We start from the raw sequence: 16396 nt of genomic DNA, 5'->3' as shown, positions 1-16396 counted from the left end.
AAATTTCGGTGCGGAATTATTGCACACGGCAAATCTTGACTGGAATGGCTGAGGTCACTTTTACCTTGGTATTGGTTGCCTCAAAACAACAATGGCTGAGTCGAGCGGCTAGGCGATATTTTTCGAATGGCGAGCGACGTCTACCGCGTGGGCTCGAGAGCCCAGCCTACGAACAGCCACATTCGTATCCATGCGCATCCGGTTGCAAAAAAACGGGCGCCACCGGCGCCCGTTTGAAGCATTACATGTTCGGATAATTCGGCCCGCCGCCGCCTTCCGGCGTCACCCACACGATGTTCTGGGTCGGGTCCTTGATGTCGCAGGTCTTGCAGTGCACGCAGTTCTGCGCATTGATCTGCAGGCGGTCCTGGCCGGCATCCGTCTTCACGTACTCGTACACGCCCGCCGGGCAGTAGCGCTGCTCGGGGCCGGCATATTTCGCCAGGTTGACGTCGACCGGGATGCTGGCGTTCTTCAGCGTCAGGTGCACCGGCTGGTCTTCGGCGTGATTCGTGTTCGAAATGAACACCGAGGACAAACGATCGAAGGTCAGCTTGCCGTCCGGTTTCGGATACACGATCGGCTTGAACTCGGACGCGGGACGCAGCATCTCGTGGTCGGCGTGCTTGTGGCGCAGGGTCCACGGCGCCTTGCCCTTGAAGATCATCTGGTCGATGCCGGTCATGACGGTGCCCGTGTACAGGCCGCGGCTCATCCATGGCTTGAAGTTGCGCGCCCTGTGCAGTTCTTCGTACAGCCAGGATTTTTCGAATGCGAGCGGGTAGGCGGTCAGTTCGTCGTGCTGGCGCTCGGCGCCGAGCGCATCGAAGGCCGCTTCCGCGGCCAGCATGCCGGTCTTGATGGCGCCGTGGCTGCCCTTGATGCGGCTGGTGTTGAGGAAGCCGGCGTCGCAGCCGATCAGGGCGCCGCCCGGGAACACGGTCTTCGGCAGGGATTGCAGGCCGCCCGCGGTGATGGCGCGTGCACCGTACGAGATGCGCTTGCCGCCTTCGAAGAACTTGCGGATTTCCGGATGCGTTTTATAGCGCTGGAATTCCTCGTAGGGCGACAGGTACGGGTTCTGGTAGGCCAGGCCGACCACGAAGCCGACCGCGACCTGGTTGTTCTCCAGGTGGTACATGAAGGAGCCGCCATAGGTGTCGCTGTCGAGCGGCCAGCCGGCGGTGTGGATCACCAGGCCCGGCTTGTGCAGGGCCGGGTCGATTTCCCACAATTCCTTGATGCCGATGCCGTAGGTTTGCGGGTCCTTGCCGCGATTGAGGTCGTACTTGGCCATCAGCTGCTTGCCGAGGTGGCCGCGCGACCCTTCGGCGAAGAAGGTGTATTTCGCGTGCAGTTCCATGCCGAGCTGGAAGGCGTCGGTCGGATTGCCTTCGCGGTCGACGCCCATGTTGCCGGTGGCGACACCCTTGACCGAACCATCCTCGTTGTAGAGGATTTCGGCGGCCGGAAAGCCCGGGAACACTTCCACGCCCAGCGCTTCGGCCTGCTGGCCGAGCCAGCGCGTCACGTTGGCCAGCGAGATGATGTAGTTGCCGTGGTTGGTCAGCATCTTCGGGACCATGAACGAGGGCGTCGCGCGCGCTTTCGTCTCGGTCAGGAACAGGACGCGGTCCTCGGTCACTTCGGTGTTCAGCGGCGCGCCCAGCTCTTTCCAGTTGGGGAACAGTTCGTTCAGGGCGATCGGGTCCATGACCGCGCCGGAGAGGATGTGGGCGCCGACTTCGCCGCCTTTTTCCAGCACGCAGACCGAGACTTCGCGGCCTTTTTCGCTCGCCAGCTGCTTCAGGCGGATCGCTGCCGACAGGCCCGCCGGGCCGCCGCCGACGACGACGACGTCGTACTCCATCGCCTCGCGCGGTCCGTATTGTTCGAGAAGGTTGGTTGTCTCAGTCATGGTCTTGGTATGGTTAAAAAAATTTAAGCACGAGTGTGCGGGTTTTTGCGCCCGAATGCAATGTCGCCCGCCATTCTAGGCGTGTTTTTGGCGCGCTTTTGGCGTATTTCGGTGATTATCAGGTGAAGCGATCTAATCTCTGCAATCTGTGACATCATTATGCCTTCGACATCATCCGTGCCGGTGCACGACAGGACAGGAGCCAACGTGGGCATCGAAGTGAATTTTGAAGGCAAGATTGCGATGGTCACGGGCGCCTCCAGCGGCCTCGGTGCGCGCTTTGCGAAAGCCCTGGCCGGCGCCGGCGCCCAGGTGGTGCTGGCCTCGCGCCGCACCGAACGCCTGAAGGAACTGCGCGCCGAAATCGAGGCCGACGGCGGCGCCGCCCACGTCGTCAACCTCGACGTGACCGACATGGCCAGCATCAAGTCGGCCATCGCCCATGCCGAAACCGAGGCCGGCCCGATCGACATCCTGATCAACAACTCGGGCGTGCAAAGCACCCAGCGCCTGCTCGACGTGACCGAGGACGATTACCAGTACATCATGGACACCAACCTGCGCGGCGCCTTTTTTGTCGCCCAGCAGACGGCCAAGCGCATGATCCAGCGCGCCAAGGGCGACCCGCGCAAGCAGCACCGCATCGTCAACATCGCCTCGGTGGCCGGCCTGCGCGTGCTGCCGCAGATCGGCGTCTATTGCATGAGCAAGGCGGCTGTGGTGCAGATGACGAAGGCGATGGCGGTCGAATGGGGCAAGTTCGGCATCAACGTGAATGCCATCTGCCCCGGCTACATCGCCACCGAGATGAACGAGGATTATTTCGATACCGAGCAGGGTAAAAAACTGATCGAACTCTTGCCGCGCAAGCGCCCGGGCAAGCCGGAAGACCTGGACGGCCTGCTGCTTTTATTGGCCGCCGAGGAAGCGCATTTCATCAACGGCGCGATCATCACGGCGGACGACGGCATGACGGCCCAGTGAGGGACGTCGTAAAATAGTGAAAGTGGCGCCGGCAGCGGCGCCATTTTTTTATCCGTTTTCAAAGAGTCGAGAATGAGCAACAAGAAACTGGTACACACGATGCGCATGCCGGTGCGCTGGGGCGACATGGACGCGATGGGCCACGTCAACAACACCGTCTATTTCCGCTACATCGAAACGGCGCGCATCGCCTGGCTGGAACAGGTCGGCGCCTTGCCCGACCCGACCGGCACCGGGCCGGTATTGATCAATGCCGGCTGTTCCTTCCTGAAGCAGCTGAAGTATCCGGCCGAGATCGAAGTCACCTCGTATGTCGGGCCGCCGGGACGCTCGAGTTTCGAGATGTCGCACGAGATCCACCTGGTCGGGGAAGACGGCACAGCGGGCGCCCTGCATGCCGAGGGCGCGGCAAAAATCGTCTGGGTCGACTTCACGGCCGAGAAATCGGTGCCGGTGCCGGAGGCGATCCGCGCCTTGCTACCGCAGGGGTAAATGCGCTGCTGACCATGTAGTCAGCAATCGTGCGCGTTGTTATTGTGACATTGGCGATAATAAAGTGTTACCGCGACCAGACGCAGTCTGGCGGGTATTTATGAACCACATTTTTATCGGAGAACCCATGTCCCGCCCTGTATCGACCGCCATTCGTCCGTCCGTCACCGCCCTGAAATGCGCCATCCTGCTGGGGGCCGCTGCCGCCGGCCTGGCCCAGGCGCAGCAGTCGTCCGCACTTGACCGCATGAGCGTATCGGTCGGCGCCTTCCGCGCCGAGCCGAAGATCCACGTCGGCGGCGACACCCGCTACGGCCGCGTCGATACGCCCGACGAGAAGATCAGCGACACCACCCTGCCGCGCGTAAAAGCCGACTTCCTCATCGGCGACAACCACGGCATCGCCTTCGACTACTTCCGCTTCGACGAAGACTACGCCGGCGCCGCCAGTGGCGCGACCGTGTACGAAGGGCGTCCGGTCAGCGGCAACATCAGCGGCGACGCCAACCTGCGCATCGAGATGGCGCGCCTGTCGTACAAATACTGGATGACCCACGACAAGCACGCGTTCGGCGTCGGCCTCGGCGCCGCCTACCTGCGCGCCAAGATCTCGGGTTCGGTCTCGGCCAACGTCAGCACCGCGGCGCCGGTCGTGAACTATTCCTGGAGCGGTTCGGATTCGGCCAGCGAAAGCGTCTGGGCGCCGACCATCGACGCCGCCTGGCGCTACAGCCTGAACGACAAGGTGCGCCTGGTCGCCGAAGCGAGCGGCATCAAGCGCAACGGCGGCACCGTCGAAGGCCATGTCTACAACGCCTCGGCCGGTGTCGAATGGGCAGCGACGCCAAACGTCGCGGTGGTGCTCGACTACGGCATCCAGAAGATCGACCTGCACCGCAACGGCGACAGCAACGCCGATCTCGACCTGAAGCTGACCGGCCCGTCGGCGTTCGTCAAAGTCCGCTTCTAAGTCATCTTTAGACGCGCATCCGAAAACGCCAGCCGCAAAAACGGCTGGCGTTTTTCATGGCGCTGTCACCGTTCGCTGTGGATGAGGATTGAACTGCTGAGCCGTTTCGCGGTCGAAACCGTATCGCCATCAATATGGATCTGCCATGAAATCGCCACGGTTCAAGAAATGGTTCGCGTCGTTACCGGCATTGAACCAGCCTCAGCGATTACAGGTGCTCGACGCCCTGCGCCCGGCGGCCGGGTTGCATCAGCTGCTCGCATTGATCGAACAATTGCGCGGCCCTGGACGCCGCTGCCCGCATTGCCAATGCGCAGGCTGGCACCGCCATGGCCACGCGAACGGCCTGCAGCGTTATCGCTGCCGCGGGTGCCGGCGCACCTTCAACGACCTCACCGGCACGCCGCTGGCCCGGCTGCGCCTGCGCGCCAAATGGCTCGATTACCTCGATGCGCTGCGCGCGTCGCGCCCGGTGCGCGCAGCGGCAGAGCAAGTGAAGGTGCACCGGAATACCGCATTCAGATGGCGCCACCGGTTTCTCGACCGGGTCAAGGACGACCGGCCGGTGTGCCTGAACGGCATCGTCGAGGCCGACGAAATGTTTCTACGCGAGTCGCAGAAGGGATCGCGCAAGCTCGACCGGGCGCCGCGCAAGCGTGGCGGCGCGGCGGCACGGCGCGGCATCTCGCGCGAACTCGACTGCATCCTGGTGGCGCGCGACCGCAGCGGCCAGACCATCGACGTCGTGACCGGGCGCGGCGCCCTGAGCAAGGCGCAACTCGAGCGCCACTTGCTGCCCTGCCTCGACCGGCAGGTGCTGCTGGTCACCGACGCGCATGCGGCCTATCGCGCGTTCGCGCGTGCGCACGGGATTGCGCACCAGGCCGTCAACCTGCGCGCCGGCGAACGCCTCCGCCGCGAGGCCGCGGGCGCCATCCATGTGCAGAACGTGAATGCCTGGCACCGCCGCTTTCGCGAATGGCTGACGCGGTTTCATGGGGTTGCATCGCGTTATTTGCCGAATTACCTGGGCTGGCGCCGGGCGTTGGATGGCGGAAAGATCACTTCCGCCGATCAATTGCTGCGCCTGGCGATCAGACCCATCAACATCAAACGGTGACAGCGCCTTTTTCATTGTCCGTCGGCCGGATAGCGCAGCCCGATCTGGCGCCGGATCTCGTCGAGCAGCGCCATCTGCGCCAGCGTTTCCTCGTGCCGCATCAGGGGATGCTCGATCCACCCCGCGCGCAGGCAATCGCCCGCCGCGATCGCCTCGTGCGTGTAGCCGTTGCCGAGCCAGGGCGTCGCGATCGTGCGCGGCGCCTGGCCCTCCACCTCGACCGTGATGCGCTCGGCCAGGTGGAACATGCGTTCCATGCGGATGCTGCCGGCCGTGCCCGAGACGATCAGTTCGCAGCTCGAGCGCGCGCGCAGCGAACAGCTGCACACCGACAGCGTGCCGCCCGCATGCACCATCGTGAAGCCGGTGGTGGCATCGACCCCGGTCTCGCTCATGACGGCTTGCGCGCGCACGCTGTCGGCGGGTCCCAGCAGGGCGCAGGCGATCGACAGCGGATAGATCCCCAGGTCGAGCAGGGCGCCGCCGCCGAGTGCGCGCTTGTTGACGCGGTGCTCGGGGTCGCGCGTGGCCGAGAAGCCGAAGTCGGCCTGCACCTGGGTGACGGCGCCGATCTCGCCGCCGGCGATGAGGCGCTTGACTTCGGCCAGCGCCGGCATGAAGCGCGTCCACATCGCCTCCATCAGGAACAGGTTGCGCGCCCGCGCCAGCGCCACCACTGCATCCGCCTCGCGCCGGTTCATCGCGAACGGCTTCTCGCACAGGACCGCCTTGCCGCCCTCCAGGGCCAGCAGGGCGTTGGCGGCGTGCAGCGGATGCGGCGTGCCGATATAAATGATGTCGACGTCGGGCGCCGCCGCCAGCGCTTCGTAGGAACCGTAGGCCGCCGCAGCGCCGAATGCGCGTGCAAAGGCGTCGGCGCCAGCCTGGGTGCGCGAGCCGACCGCCGCCAGCACCGCGCCCGGCGCGTGCTGCAGGCCGGTTGCAAACGCGTGCGCGATGGCGCCGGTGCCGAGAATGCCCCAGCGGATCGGCGCGGTCATCGTGTCGCTCCCTTCACGCCCAGGTAGTCCTGCAGCACGGCCACCACCAGCGCATGATCCTGCGCGCCGGGCAGCCCGGAAACGGTGATCGTGCCGACCTGTCCCGTCCCCTTCACCACGACCGGAAAGGCGCCGCCATGGGCCGCATACTCGCGCGGGTCGAGCGTCGGAATGGCGTCATGGTCGCCGCCGCTGCGCACCGTCTCGACGTGGGTATAGTAGGAGCTGTGCCCGGTGCGGTTGGCGAGGTTGCTCTTGCGCCGGATCCAGTGGGCGTGGTCCGGCGGCGCGCCTTCCATGCCGTGCGCGAACAGCACCTGGCCGTTGCGCGCGATCTCGACGCTTACCACGGCCTGTTGCGCACGTGCGCGTTCCACCAGCTGCAAGCCGATCCGCAGCGCGGCTTCGTTGCTGAAACTGTCGAATTGCAGCGCCTGTTCCTCGCGCAGCAATTGCGCGAGCGGGTCGGTCGGGTCGGTCATCTTCACGCCTTGTCGGGTCAGTTCGGACAGCGCCGCCGTCACGTACACCAGCGGTGCATTCCAGTTGATGGCAACCTCGTTGCTGGCATAGCTGCACACGTGGTCGAGCCAGGACAGCGCGGGCAGGGCGCTCGGGTAGGGCGGGCACTCGGCCTTGTCCTGCTGGAAGGGTTGCGGGCCGCCGACCACCCAGCCCGGCACCGGCGCGGCGACGCTGTCGCCCTGCGAGGGTCGGTGGTGCGGATGCAGCGGCGGACGCGCCCCGAAACCGGTCACGAACGAGCGCCCGAAGGCATTGCGGCCAAGGACATAGTCGAGCGCCGACTGGGCGGCGTCCAGGTACTCCCGCTTGCCGTTCAAGCGGTAGCCCTGCACCAGCATCATCGCCTGGTTCAGCATCACCGCATTGCTGCCCCAGACGAAGTCAAGGCCGCGCATCGGCACCCGGTAGCCGGAGCCGCGCCACTCGTTGGTCAAGCGCGCGGCCAGGCCGTCGATGCGGGCGGCGATCAGGCCGCGGTCGGCCAGCGGCGTGAGGCGATCGCGATGGTGCGCCAGCGACATCCAGGCCAGGCCGCGCACGTCGTCCCAGGCCGGGTAGGTGGCCGACACGGTTTCCGGCTGCAGCGCAGTGTAATAGCTGTCCTTGCCGCTGCTGATGTAGAGCTCCGCCGCGGCCCAGGCGCGCTCGTCGTCCACGCGCGCGTCGCCGTATTCGCCGGTGACCACATCGGCCGGATTCTTGAACAGTACGGCCGGGTTGGCCGCTGCCCACTCCCAGGCACGCTCGGCCGCCGCCAGCATCCGCGCGGCCATGCCCGGATACTGCTTCTGATACGGCGCCAGCACGCGGCTGGCGGCGGCCATGGTGGCGGCGAAGTTCAGCGCCGCCGAGGTGCTTTTCGCGACCACGTAGCGCGGCCCGGTGGCGCCCGATTGCGTGGCCTGGTGCGGCATTACCATGGCGTCGAAGGTGAGGTTGGTCAGCTTGTGGTACACGCCGCCGTCCGCCGGGTCCTGCATCGTCAGCATCCACGCCAGGTTCCACATGGCCTCGTCGACGACGTCGGGCACGCCGTTGCCCGATTCCGGGATGTTCACGTCGAGCGCATCGAACGGGCGCGGGAAGTGTTCGTAGGCCGCCAGCAGGGTGTAGGTCGAGATGGCCGAGCTGGGAATGTACTTGTTGTAGTCGCCGGCGTCGTACCAGCCCTTCGGACTGGCGATGACCGTGCCGGCCGGGCGCGTGGCGGACGCCGCCGAGGCGTGCACCAGCACCCGCTCGTCCGGGTGGCCGGCGGGACGCGCCCAGGTGCCGGCGTGTCGCGGCGCCAGCGCCAGCGCGGTGCGGTTGTAATAAAAGGCTTTTAACGCAGCGGCGCCGAGCGCGCGGTAGCTGTCGGCGCCCACCGTGAACGGCGCCGACGGCGCGGCGCCGGGCGCCTGCAGGCGGTAGCGGCCGGGCCGGGTGAGGGCGCTGAAGTCGGCCAGGCGCACGGTCTCGCCGGAAGGGTCCCAGCGCAGGGGCGCGGCCAGGGCGCCGTTGAAGACCGGCTTGCCGCTGGCGTCGTCGACGACCTCGAACGCGGCGGTCGCCGACGCAGGCATCACGGCCAGCTTCTGCGCCGCCGGCAGGAAGCCGATGCTGTTGACCTTGATGCCGGGGGCGGTCTGCGCGCAGGCCGCGCCGGCCGCCAGGCACAGGAGGGAGAGAGATGAGCGCTTCATGCCGGCACCGCCCGGGCATCGGCCGCCGGCGTGTTGCCGTCGCCATGGTGGAACGGGGCGAACCAGGTCGCCAGGAACGAGGGAATCGTGGCGATCATCACGAAAACGAAATAGCTGACATAGCCCAGCAGCTCCTGCAGGTGGCCGCTGATCACGCCGGTGACCAGGCCGCACAGGCCCATCACCCCGGTGCCGAACGCGTAATGCGTGGTCGTGTACTTGCCGGGCGCGAGCTGCTGCATCAGGTAGATCATGAAGCCGACCGCGCCGAAGCCGAAGAAGAATTTTTCGACGACGACGCCGGCCGTGATCGCCACCAGGCTGGCGGGCTGGTAGATGCTCATCAGGAGGAAGGTCGCGTTCGGGATGTTGACCGCGCAGCACAGCACGAACAGGGTCGCCTTCAGGCCGCGCCGCGCCACGTACCAGCCGCCCAGCAGGGAGCCGAGCAGCACTGCCGCCAGCCCGTAGGTGCCGTAGACCAGTCCCAGCATCTCGTTCGACAGCCCGAGGCCGCCCCGGGACACCGGGTCGACCATGAAGAAGGGCCCGATCTTTTCCAGGAAGCCGATACTGAGCCGGAACAGGAAGGCGAAGGCGATCATGCGCCACACGCCCGGCTTCTGGAACAGCGTGACGAAGGCGTCGACCAGGATGCGCGCCGCGCCGCGCACGTCGGCAGGGGTGTCGGCGGCGCGCGCGCCCTCGGGCATGAAGCGGTAGTGCCAGGCCGCCATCAAGAGCGTGATCGCCGCGACCAGGAAGAAGATGATGCGCCAGGCGTCGATCCATTCCGGCCCGAAGACTTTCGGGTCGTGTCCGAACACGTGCGTATGCAGGTAGCCGCTCAGGTAAACCATGCCGCCGGCGGCGACGATCGGGCCGATGTTCCACGACAGGCTCTGGATGCCGCAATACAGCGACTGGGCACGGCTGTCGAGCGAGGTGACGTAGACGCCGTCGCTGGCGATGTCCTGCGTCGCGCCGACGAACGAGAGTGCGAAGAAGACCGGCATCAGGAACAGCATGTAGCCGGGCAGCGCCATCGCCAGCGCCACGCCGGCGAAGCCCAGGCCGATCAGCGCCTGCGCGCACAGCACGAAGAACTTCTTGGTGCGGTACATCTCGACGAAAGGAGCGAACAGCGGCTTGACCGTGTAGGCCAGGATCAGCAGGCTCGAATACTGCGCGGCGCGGCCATTGTCCATGCCCAGGTTCTTGAACATGATGGCGGTGACGCTGGTGAGCATCACGTAGCCGAGAGCCATCGTGAAATACCCCGTCGGTACCCACAGCAGCGGCGAAGCTTTGGTATTAGCGCCCATGACCGGCCGCCTCCAGCCGTTGCGAACGCGGCTGCGCCATGCGCCCGCGCATACGGCGCGGCGAAGCCGTGTATTCCGCGCGCGCCAGGTGCGCGGCCAGCATGTTCGACGCACCGGCCAGCGCCGGCTCGGACGCGGTGATGACCCAGGTCGCAATTCCTGCGGTAAAAGCGGAGAAGCGCCCCTTGTTCTCGAAGCGCGCGCGGAAGGGAGAATTAGCGAAGTAGTCGCCCAGGCGCGGCACCACGCCGCCGCCGATGTACATGCCGCCATGCGCGCCGAGGGTGACCGCCAGGTTCGCGGCCACCGTGCCGAGCATGCCGCAGAAGCAGTCGATCGCTTCGCGGCAGAGCGGATCGCTGCCGTCCAGGGCGCGCGCGACGATGTCGGCCGGCGCCAGCGAGAGGTCGACTTGCGCGCCGCGGCTGGCGGCGATCGCTTCGCGGATCAGGGCAATGCCGGGACCGGAGACGAAACGTTCGGCCGATACGTGCTCGTAACGCTGCCAGCCATAGCGCAGCACCGCCACCTCGCGCTCGTCGGACGGCGAAAAGGCAACGTGCCCGCCTTCGCTGTGCAGCGCGGTCCAGCGCCCATCGACGGCCACCAGCCCCGACACGCCGAGACCCGTGCCGGCGCCGACCAGGCCGATGGCGCCGCCCGCACGCGCCGCCCCGCCGCCGACCTGCACCAGGTCGGCCGGGCCGAGGCTGGGCAGGGCCATCGCCAGCGCCGTGAAATCGTTCACCACCAGCAGCGTCGTCAATTGCAGTTCGGCGCGCGCGGCCTCGATCGAGAACGCCCAGTGGTGGTTGGTCATGCGGATGGCGTCGCCGTCGACCGGATTCGCGATCGCAATCACCGCGTGCGCCACCTGCTCGCCGCAACTCGCCAAATAGGCGTGCAGCGCATCCTGGAAGCGCGGGTAGTCGGCGCAGCCCAGCGTCATCGGCGCCTGGATAGTGCCGGGGCCGGTCTCGAGCGCGAAGCGCGCGTTGGTGCCGCCGATGTCGGCCAGCAGGCGCGGGCCGTCGGTGTAGGTGTGCATGTCTCCTCCGTATATTTTTTTATAGAGTCGGTATTGCAGTATGCTTCAGCGGCGCGCGAGAAAATCGCGGTACCACAGCGCGCTCTCCTTCAGCGTGCGCTGCTGGGTCGCGTAATCCACGTGGACGATGCCGAAGCGCTTCTCGTAACCCGAATTCCATTCGAAATTATCCAGCAAGCTCCACAAGAAGTAAGCCTTGACGTCGACGCCGGCCGCCATCGCCGCGCGCAACGCCTCCAGGTGGCTTTGTACAAAGGCGATACGCGCGCCGTCGTGCACAGTGCCATCGGTCACGACGTCGGCGTTGGCCATGCCATTCTCCGTGATGTAGACCGGCGGCAGTTCGTACTCTTCCTTCAGCTTGAGCAGCAGTTGGGTCAAGCCCTGCGGGTAGATCTCCCAGCCCATGTCGGTAAAACCCTGCGCGCCAGGCATCGGCAGCGGCGGCGTGGCGGCGCTGCACCAGGCGCGGAAGTAGTAATTACAGCCGAGGAAATCGATCGGCTGGCGGATGATGTCGAAGTCGCCGGGGCGCACCTCGGGCGCATTCGCGCCATGCGCGCGCAGGGCCAGTTCCGGATAGTGGCCCTTGAAGATCGGGTCCATGAACCACTGGGTCGAGCGCGCGTATTCGAAGGCGGCCAGGTCGCGGTCCGCCTGCGAATCGGTCGCCGGGTCCGCAGTCCATTGGTTCAGAACGATGCCGAGTTTGGCGGGCGTATGCAGGCCGCGCATCGCCGTCATCGCCAGGCCGTGCGAGAGCAGCAGGTGGTGCGAGACCTGGATCGACTGCTTCAGGTCGGCCACGCCGGGTGCGAACTGGGCGTTGCCGTAGCCGAGGTTGGCCGTGCACCAGGGCTCGTTGTGGGTGGCGATCGCCTCGATGCGGTCGCCGAAGCGGCGCGCGACTTCGTGTGCATAGTCGGCGAAGCGGTAGGCCGTGTCGCGGTTGAGCCAGCCGCCCTCGTCCTGCAAACCCTGCGGCAGATCCCAGTGGTAAAGCGTCAGGTGCGCTTTCACGTCGCGCCGCGCCAGTTCGTCGAGCAGGCGGTCGTAGAAATCGAAGCCGGCCGGGTTCCAGGCGCCGCGGCCCGTGGGCTGGACGCGCGACCAGGCCATCGAGAAGCGGTAGGCGTCCACGCCCAGCGAGGCGAGCAGGGCGACATCGTCGCGGTAGCGCCGGTAGTGGTCGCAGGCGACCGTGCCGTCGCTGCCGTCCTTGATGTTGCCGGGGCTGGCACAAAAGGTGTCCCAGATCGACGGACCCTTGCCGTCGGCGTCGGCGCCGCCTTCGATCTGGAAGGCGGACGTCGCCACGCCCCAGGTGAAGTCGGATGGGAAGTCGTTACGAGTGTCAGGTGTGAGGCGATTGGTCATAAGCAGCTTCGTGGAATACGGTGGAGACGGGGGAAATGCGGCGAACGCCGGCCCGCATCGAACGCAGGCCGGCGTCCTGGCTTCAGAAATCGAAGCCGGTATTGATGCCGACCGTGCGCGGCGGCTTGTACTGCGCCAGCCACGGGCCGAAGCCGTTAAAGGCACTGGTCTTGATCTTCTTGTCGTTCACGTTGCGGACAAAAGCGTCCACCCACCAGCCCTTGTTCTGGTAGCGCAGGCCGAGGTCGGCGGTTGCATACGCTTCCTGGCGGTCTTCCGGCCCGAAGTTGAAGACCGACAGTTCCGCATCGGTCTCGTAACGGGCGGTCACGCGCGGCACCAGGATGGCGCCGTTGTCGAAGTCAAAGGTGTGCTGGTACATCACCGTGGTCGAGAAGCGCGGCGCGTGCGGCATCTTGTTGCCGGTGACGTCGAGGCAGGTGTCCGACGGACTGCTGTTGGCAATGGTGCAGGTCGGCAGTGTGTAGTCGTTGGAGCCGGCGATCAGGTAGCCGAGCTTGGCGCGCAGCAGGGCGAAGCTGACCGAGAGGCGGTCCTTGGCCGAGAGGCGCGCCGCGATTTCCGACTCCAGGCCGTAGACCTTGGCGCCTTCGGCGTTCGAGATCGACAGGCCGCGGCTGCCGTCCGTGAAGTTCACCGGGGAGCTGAACTGGAAGTCCTTGAAGTTCATGTGGAACAGCGCATTGTTCACGCGCAGGGCGCCGCCCATGAACGAACTCTTCGAGCCGAGTTCGTAGTTGGTCAGGGTTTCCGGCTCGTAAGGCAGGCCGCGGTCCTGGGTGCCGCCCGACTTGTAGCCGGTCGAGACGCTGGCATACACCATGTGGTCGCGGTTGATGTCGTAGTTGACGCGCGCCAGGCCGGTCACTTTGCTGCCCGAGAATTTGCCGTCGTTGCCCGGCACGTCGGCCGCGAAGCCGGGCTGCACGCGTGGATCGATCGACGGGTTCAGCGGCAGCATCGGCACCGCGCCGCCGCGCCAGGTATAGGCACGGCCGCCGATGTTCTCGCGCTTGTCGTGGGTGTAGCGCACGCCGCCGGTCAGGTGCAGGCGGTCCGAGACGTTCCAGGTGGCCTGGCCGAAGACGGCGGCCGAGTCGACGGTTTCCTTCGGCTGGATGAAGGAACCCTGCCAGGCGACGCTGCCGCTGTCCTTCGTCCCGTTCATGATCGGGATGTCGAAGCGGATGCTGTTCTTCTCGCCGCCGTAGTACACGCCGGCCTGCCAGTCGACCGAGCGGGTGCCGGTCGACTGCAGGTAGACCTCGTGGCTCTGGCTGCGGTAGTCGGAATCGGTGGTGGTGTGCTCCTGCCATTTGGCGCCCGAGATGATGGACGTCGGCACGGTGGCGCCGCCGTCCTGGTCGAAGCGCATCGAGCCCTTGTACTTCGAGAGGCCGGCGACATAGGTCAGGGCCAGGTCGGAGTTGATGTCCCAGCTGACGCGGCTGCGGATGTTGTGGCTGTCGCGCTCGATCCAGGGCGCGCTGTCGCTCAGCATCGACCAGTGCTCCTGGCCGGGGCGCGGGGTCTGCATCAGGTTGGCGTTGGGGGTGCCGCGGTCGGCGAACTTTTCGTAGGCGACGTCCCAGCGCACGTTCGGCGCGACCTGCCACAGCAGGCTGACGCGCGCCGCGCTCTGGTCCTGGGCGTTGTACTTGCGGTCGCCGACGGCGAAGTCGTTCGGGTTGATCGGGCGGAAGGCGGCCGGGTTGCCGCCGGCCGCGGCAAACGCCGCGCGCTGCTGCTCGAGCGGCACGCCAGGGAAGGTCTGATAGTCGACATAGCCGTCGTGCTGCTCGTGCACGATCGCCACGCGCAGGGCTGCCGTATCGGACAGCGGCACGTTCACCGCGCCGCGCATGCCGTAGCGGTTGTAGTCGCCGACGCCGCCTTCGACATAGCCGCTGCTGCTGCCCAGGGTCGGCTTGGTGGTCTGGATGTTGACCGCGCCGACGGTCGAGTTGCGGCCCCACAGCGTGCCCTGCGGACCGCGCAGCACCTCGATGCCGTCGACGTCGAACAGCAGGGCGGTGGCACCTTCGGCGCGCGGCGAATACACGTTGTCGACAAAGGTGGCCACTTCCGGGTCGGCGTACTGGGTCTTGGCGCTGTCGTTGCCGATGCCGCGCAGGGTCATGGTGGTGACGCCATGGTCGCCCTGGGCCGTGGCCTGGAAGCCGGGCACCAGCGCCACCACGTCGAGCATGGTCTGCACGTGGTTGTTGGCCAGCGTGGCGGCCGACAGGGCGGTGACGGCGATCGGGGTTTTCTGCAGCGAGGTCGAACGCTTGGTCGCGGTAACCAGCACTTCGGCCATCGGCTGGCCATCGGCGCTGGTCGATACCGTTGCGGGCTGCGTTTGCGCAGTGGCGGCGTCGGCGGCCGCACCGGCGGCGCCGGTTTGCGCGTGCGCGCTGCCGAGGCTGGCAACGAGGGTCAGGACGGCGAGTTGGATCGGGGCGAGCGCGCGCCGGCGCTGCGATGCGTTGGTTGTCATGCTGTCTCCAAAATTTGAATTATTTGAGTTATGTCGTTACAGCGGTTACTACTCAGAAGCTTTTCAAGAAATCGATTTCATAATTCTTGAAAACGGTTTCATGGTATGTTCGTCAATAGCGAAAAGTCAAACGATATTTTGCGATGTGAATGGGTTTTTACTTGGGAGCTGGTGCAGGTCGAACTTATGAAAAGTTTTCATGAGAAGTCAGAGGAGGGCGCGTCGTGTTACACTTCATGAAACACCCAGGCGGCGCCTCCGAGCGTCGAAGTGAACGCCCCCATGAAAAACGACGCCAGTTTCAGCAGCACTGCCACTACCACCCTGCACCAGGTTGCCCAGGCTGCCGGCGTGTCGCCGGCGACCGTGTCGCGCTTCCTGAACGGTACCGCCAAGGTCTCCGACGACAAGCGCCGCAGCCTCGAACGCGTCATCGAAGAGCTCAACTACAAGCCGAACCGCCTGGCGCAAAGCCTCAAGATGGGCAGTACGCGCACGATCGGCGTGCTGACCCAGTCGCTCGAAAGCGGCTACTTCAGCCGCGCCATGGTCGGGATCGAGGATGCGGTCAAGGCCTCCGGCTACGCGCTCCTGATCATGAGCGGGCACTGGCATGCGGATGAGGAAGCCGAGCGCGTCGAACTGCTGATCGCGCGCCGCGTCGACGGCGTGGCGATCCTGACCGGTAACCTGAGCGACAGCCAGATCCTCGGTTTCTCGAAGCGCGTGCCGATCGTCGCCTTCGGGCGCAAGGTGGCCGGCGACCGGGTGCTGGGCTTTAGTCTCGACAATTACCAGGGCGCCTGCGAAGCGATCGAATTCCTCATCGCGCAAGGCCACCGGCGCATCGCCATGATCACCGGCCCCGACGACCACGAAGATGCACGGGCGCGCCTGGCCGGCTACCGCGACACGCTGGCGCGCCACAAGATCGAGGTCGATCCGGGCCTGGTGGTGCCGGGCGACTTCCAGGAATCCGGCGGCCTGCTGGCGGTCAACAGCCTGCTGGCGTCGAACCAGCGCTTCACCGCCATCTTCGCCAGCAACGACCTCTCCGCCTATGGCGCGCGCCTGGCCCTGTACCGGCGCAGCATCCGGGTACCGGACGACATCTCGATCGTCGGCTTCGACGACCTGCACAGCTCGATGTACACGACGCCGCCGCTGACCACGGTGCGCCAACCGCTGTACGAAGTCGGCATGAATATCGGGCACCGGATGCTCGACATGCTGGGGCATCCGCAAGCGGAGATGGAGATGCCGGCGCTGAGCCTGGTCGTGCGGGAGTCGGTGCGGCGGATTTGAGGGGACGCTGAGGGCGGCGCACGGGCCTCGAAAAAATGGCCTGACGTGACAATTGAATAGTTTTCCCTATGGAAAGTAATGCTACAGTGCAATGCTGTCGCATGACATAACAATAACGGTCTCGG

12 protein-coding genes are annotated in these 16396 nt (G+C 65.8%); 5 read left to right on the top strand and 7 right to left on the bottom strand.

What is annotated here, in order from left to right; genetic code table 11:
* Positions 1-241: 241 nt before the first annotated feature.
* Entirely contained in the window at positions 242-1918 is a 1677-nt protein-coding gene (locus AC56LG_RS18665) for an electron transfer flavoprotein-ubiquinone oxidoreductase (protein ID WP_497167560.1), read from the bottom strand.
* 207 nt (positions 1919-2125) lie between these two features.
* On the opposite strand from AC56LG_RS18665, the gene AC56LG_RS18660 reads away from it, so the two are divergent.
* From AC56LG_RS18660 to AC56LG_RS18645, 4 genes are all read left to right on the top strand, one after another.
* Complete coding sequence (locus tag AC56LG_RS18660) at positions 2126-2902, top strand: SDR family oxidoreductase (protein ID WP_497167559.1); 777 nt, start codon at positions 2126-2128, stop codon at positions 2900-2902.
* A 72-nt stretch (positions 2903-2974) separates the two neighbouring features.
* Positions 2975-3394 carry an acyl-CoA thioesterase gene (locus tag AC56LG_RS18655; RefSeq protein ID WP_497167558.1) on the top strand — a complete coding sequence of 140 codons (420 nt, stop codon included), beginning with the start codon at positions 2975-2977 and terminating at the stop codon, positions 3392-3394.
* Positions 3395-3521: 127 nt separating this feature from the next.
* The gene (locus tag AC56LG_RS18650; protein WP_497167557.1) at positions 3522-4364 is read left to right on the top strand and encodes a hypothetical protein; all 843 of its coding nucleotides are present in this window, start codon (positions 3522-3524) and stop codon (positions 4362-4364) included.
* A gap of 145 nt (positions 4365-4509) precedes the next feature.
* A complete protein-coding gene (locus tag AC56LG_RS18645) occupies positions 4510-5484 on the top strand; it encodes an IS1595 family transposase (protein WP_497167556.1) in 975 nt (324 codons plus the stop codon).
* An 11-nt stretch (positions 5485-5495) separates the two neighbouring features.
* Here the strand turns inward: AC56LG_RS18645 and AC56LG_RS18640 are convergent, their stop codons facing one another.
* The 6 genes from AC56LG_RS18640 to AC56LG_RS18615 form a co-directional block, all read right to left on the bottom strand.
* On the bottom strand, positions 5496-6485 hold the full coding sequence (locus AC56LG_RS18640) for a Gfo/Idh/MocA family protein (protein WP_497167555.1): 990 nt from the start codon (positions 6483-6485) through the stop codon (positions 5496-5498).
* Entirely contained in the window at positions 6482-8695 is a 2214-nt protein-coding gene (locus AC56LG_RS18635) for a heme-degrading domain-containing protein (protein ID WP_497167554.1), read from the bottom strand. The genes AC56LG_RS18640 and AC56LG_RS18635 overlap by 4 nt, the downstream gene beginning before the upstream one ends.
* Positions 8692-10020 (bottom strand): MFS transporter, encoded by a 1329-nt coding sequence (locus AC56LG_RS18630; RefSeq protein ID WP_497167553.1) that lies wholly within the window; start codon positions 10018-10020, stop codon positions 8692-8694. Before AC56LG_RS18630 ends, AC56LG_RS18635 begins: the two co-directional genes overlap by 4 nt.
* On the bottom strand, positions 10010-11068 hold the full coding sequence (locus AC56LG_RS18625) for a glucokinase (protein ID WP_497167552.1): 1059 nt from the start codon (positions 11066-11068) through the stop codon (positions 10010-10012). Before AC56LG_RS18625 ends, AC56LG_RS18630 begins: the two co-directional genes overlap by 11 nt.
* 45 nt (positions 11069-11113) lie before the next feature.
* Positions 11114-12445, bottom strand: a complete 1332-nt coding sequence (locus AC56LG_RS18620) for a GH1 family beta-glucosidase (protein ID WP_497167551.1) — start codon at positions 12443-12445, stop codon at positions 11114-11116.
* Between the two features lie 82 nt (positions 12446-12527).
* The gene (locus AC56LG_RS18615; RefSeq protein ID WP_497167550.1) at positions 12528-14966 is read right to left on the bottom strand and encodes a TonB-dependent receptor; all 2439 of its coding nucleotides are present in this window, start codon (positions 14964-14966) and stop codon (positions 12528-12530) included.
* A 282-nt stretch (positions 14967-15248) separates the two neighbouring features.
* Between AC56LG_RS18615 and AC56LG_RS18610 the strand changes: the two genes are divergently transcribed.
* Entirely contained in the window at positions 15249-16271 is a 1023-nt protein-coding gene (locus AC56LG_RS18610) for a LacI family DNA-binding transcriptional regulator (RefSeq protein WP_497167549.1), read from the top strand.
* Positions 16272-16396: the final 125 nt, after the last annotated feature.

The sequence above is a fragment of the Telluria sp. ZB2R32 genome, assembly GCF_059685715.1.
Note: the sequence above shows the minus strand (reverse complement) of the source record. Positions and strands in the feature narration are given on the sequence as shown.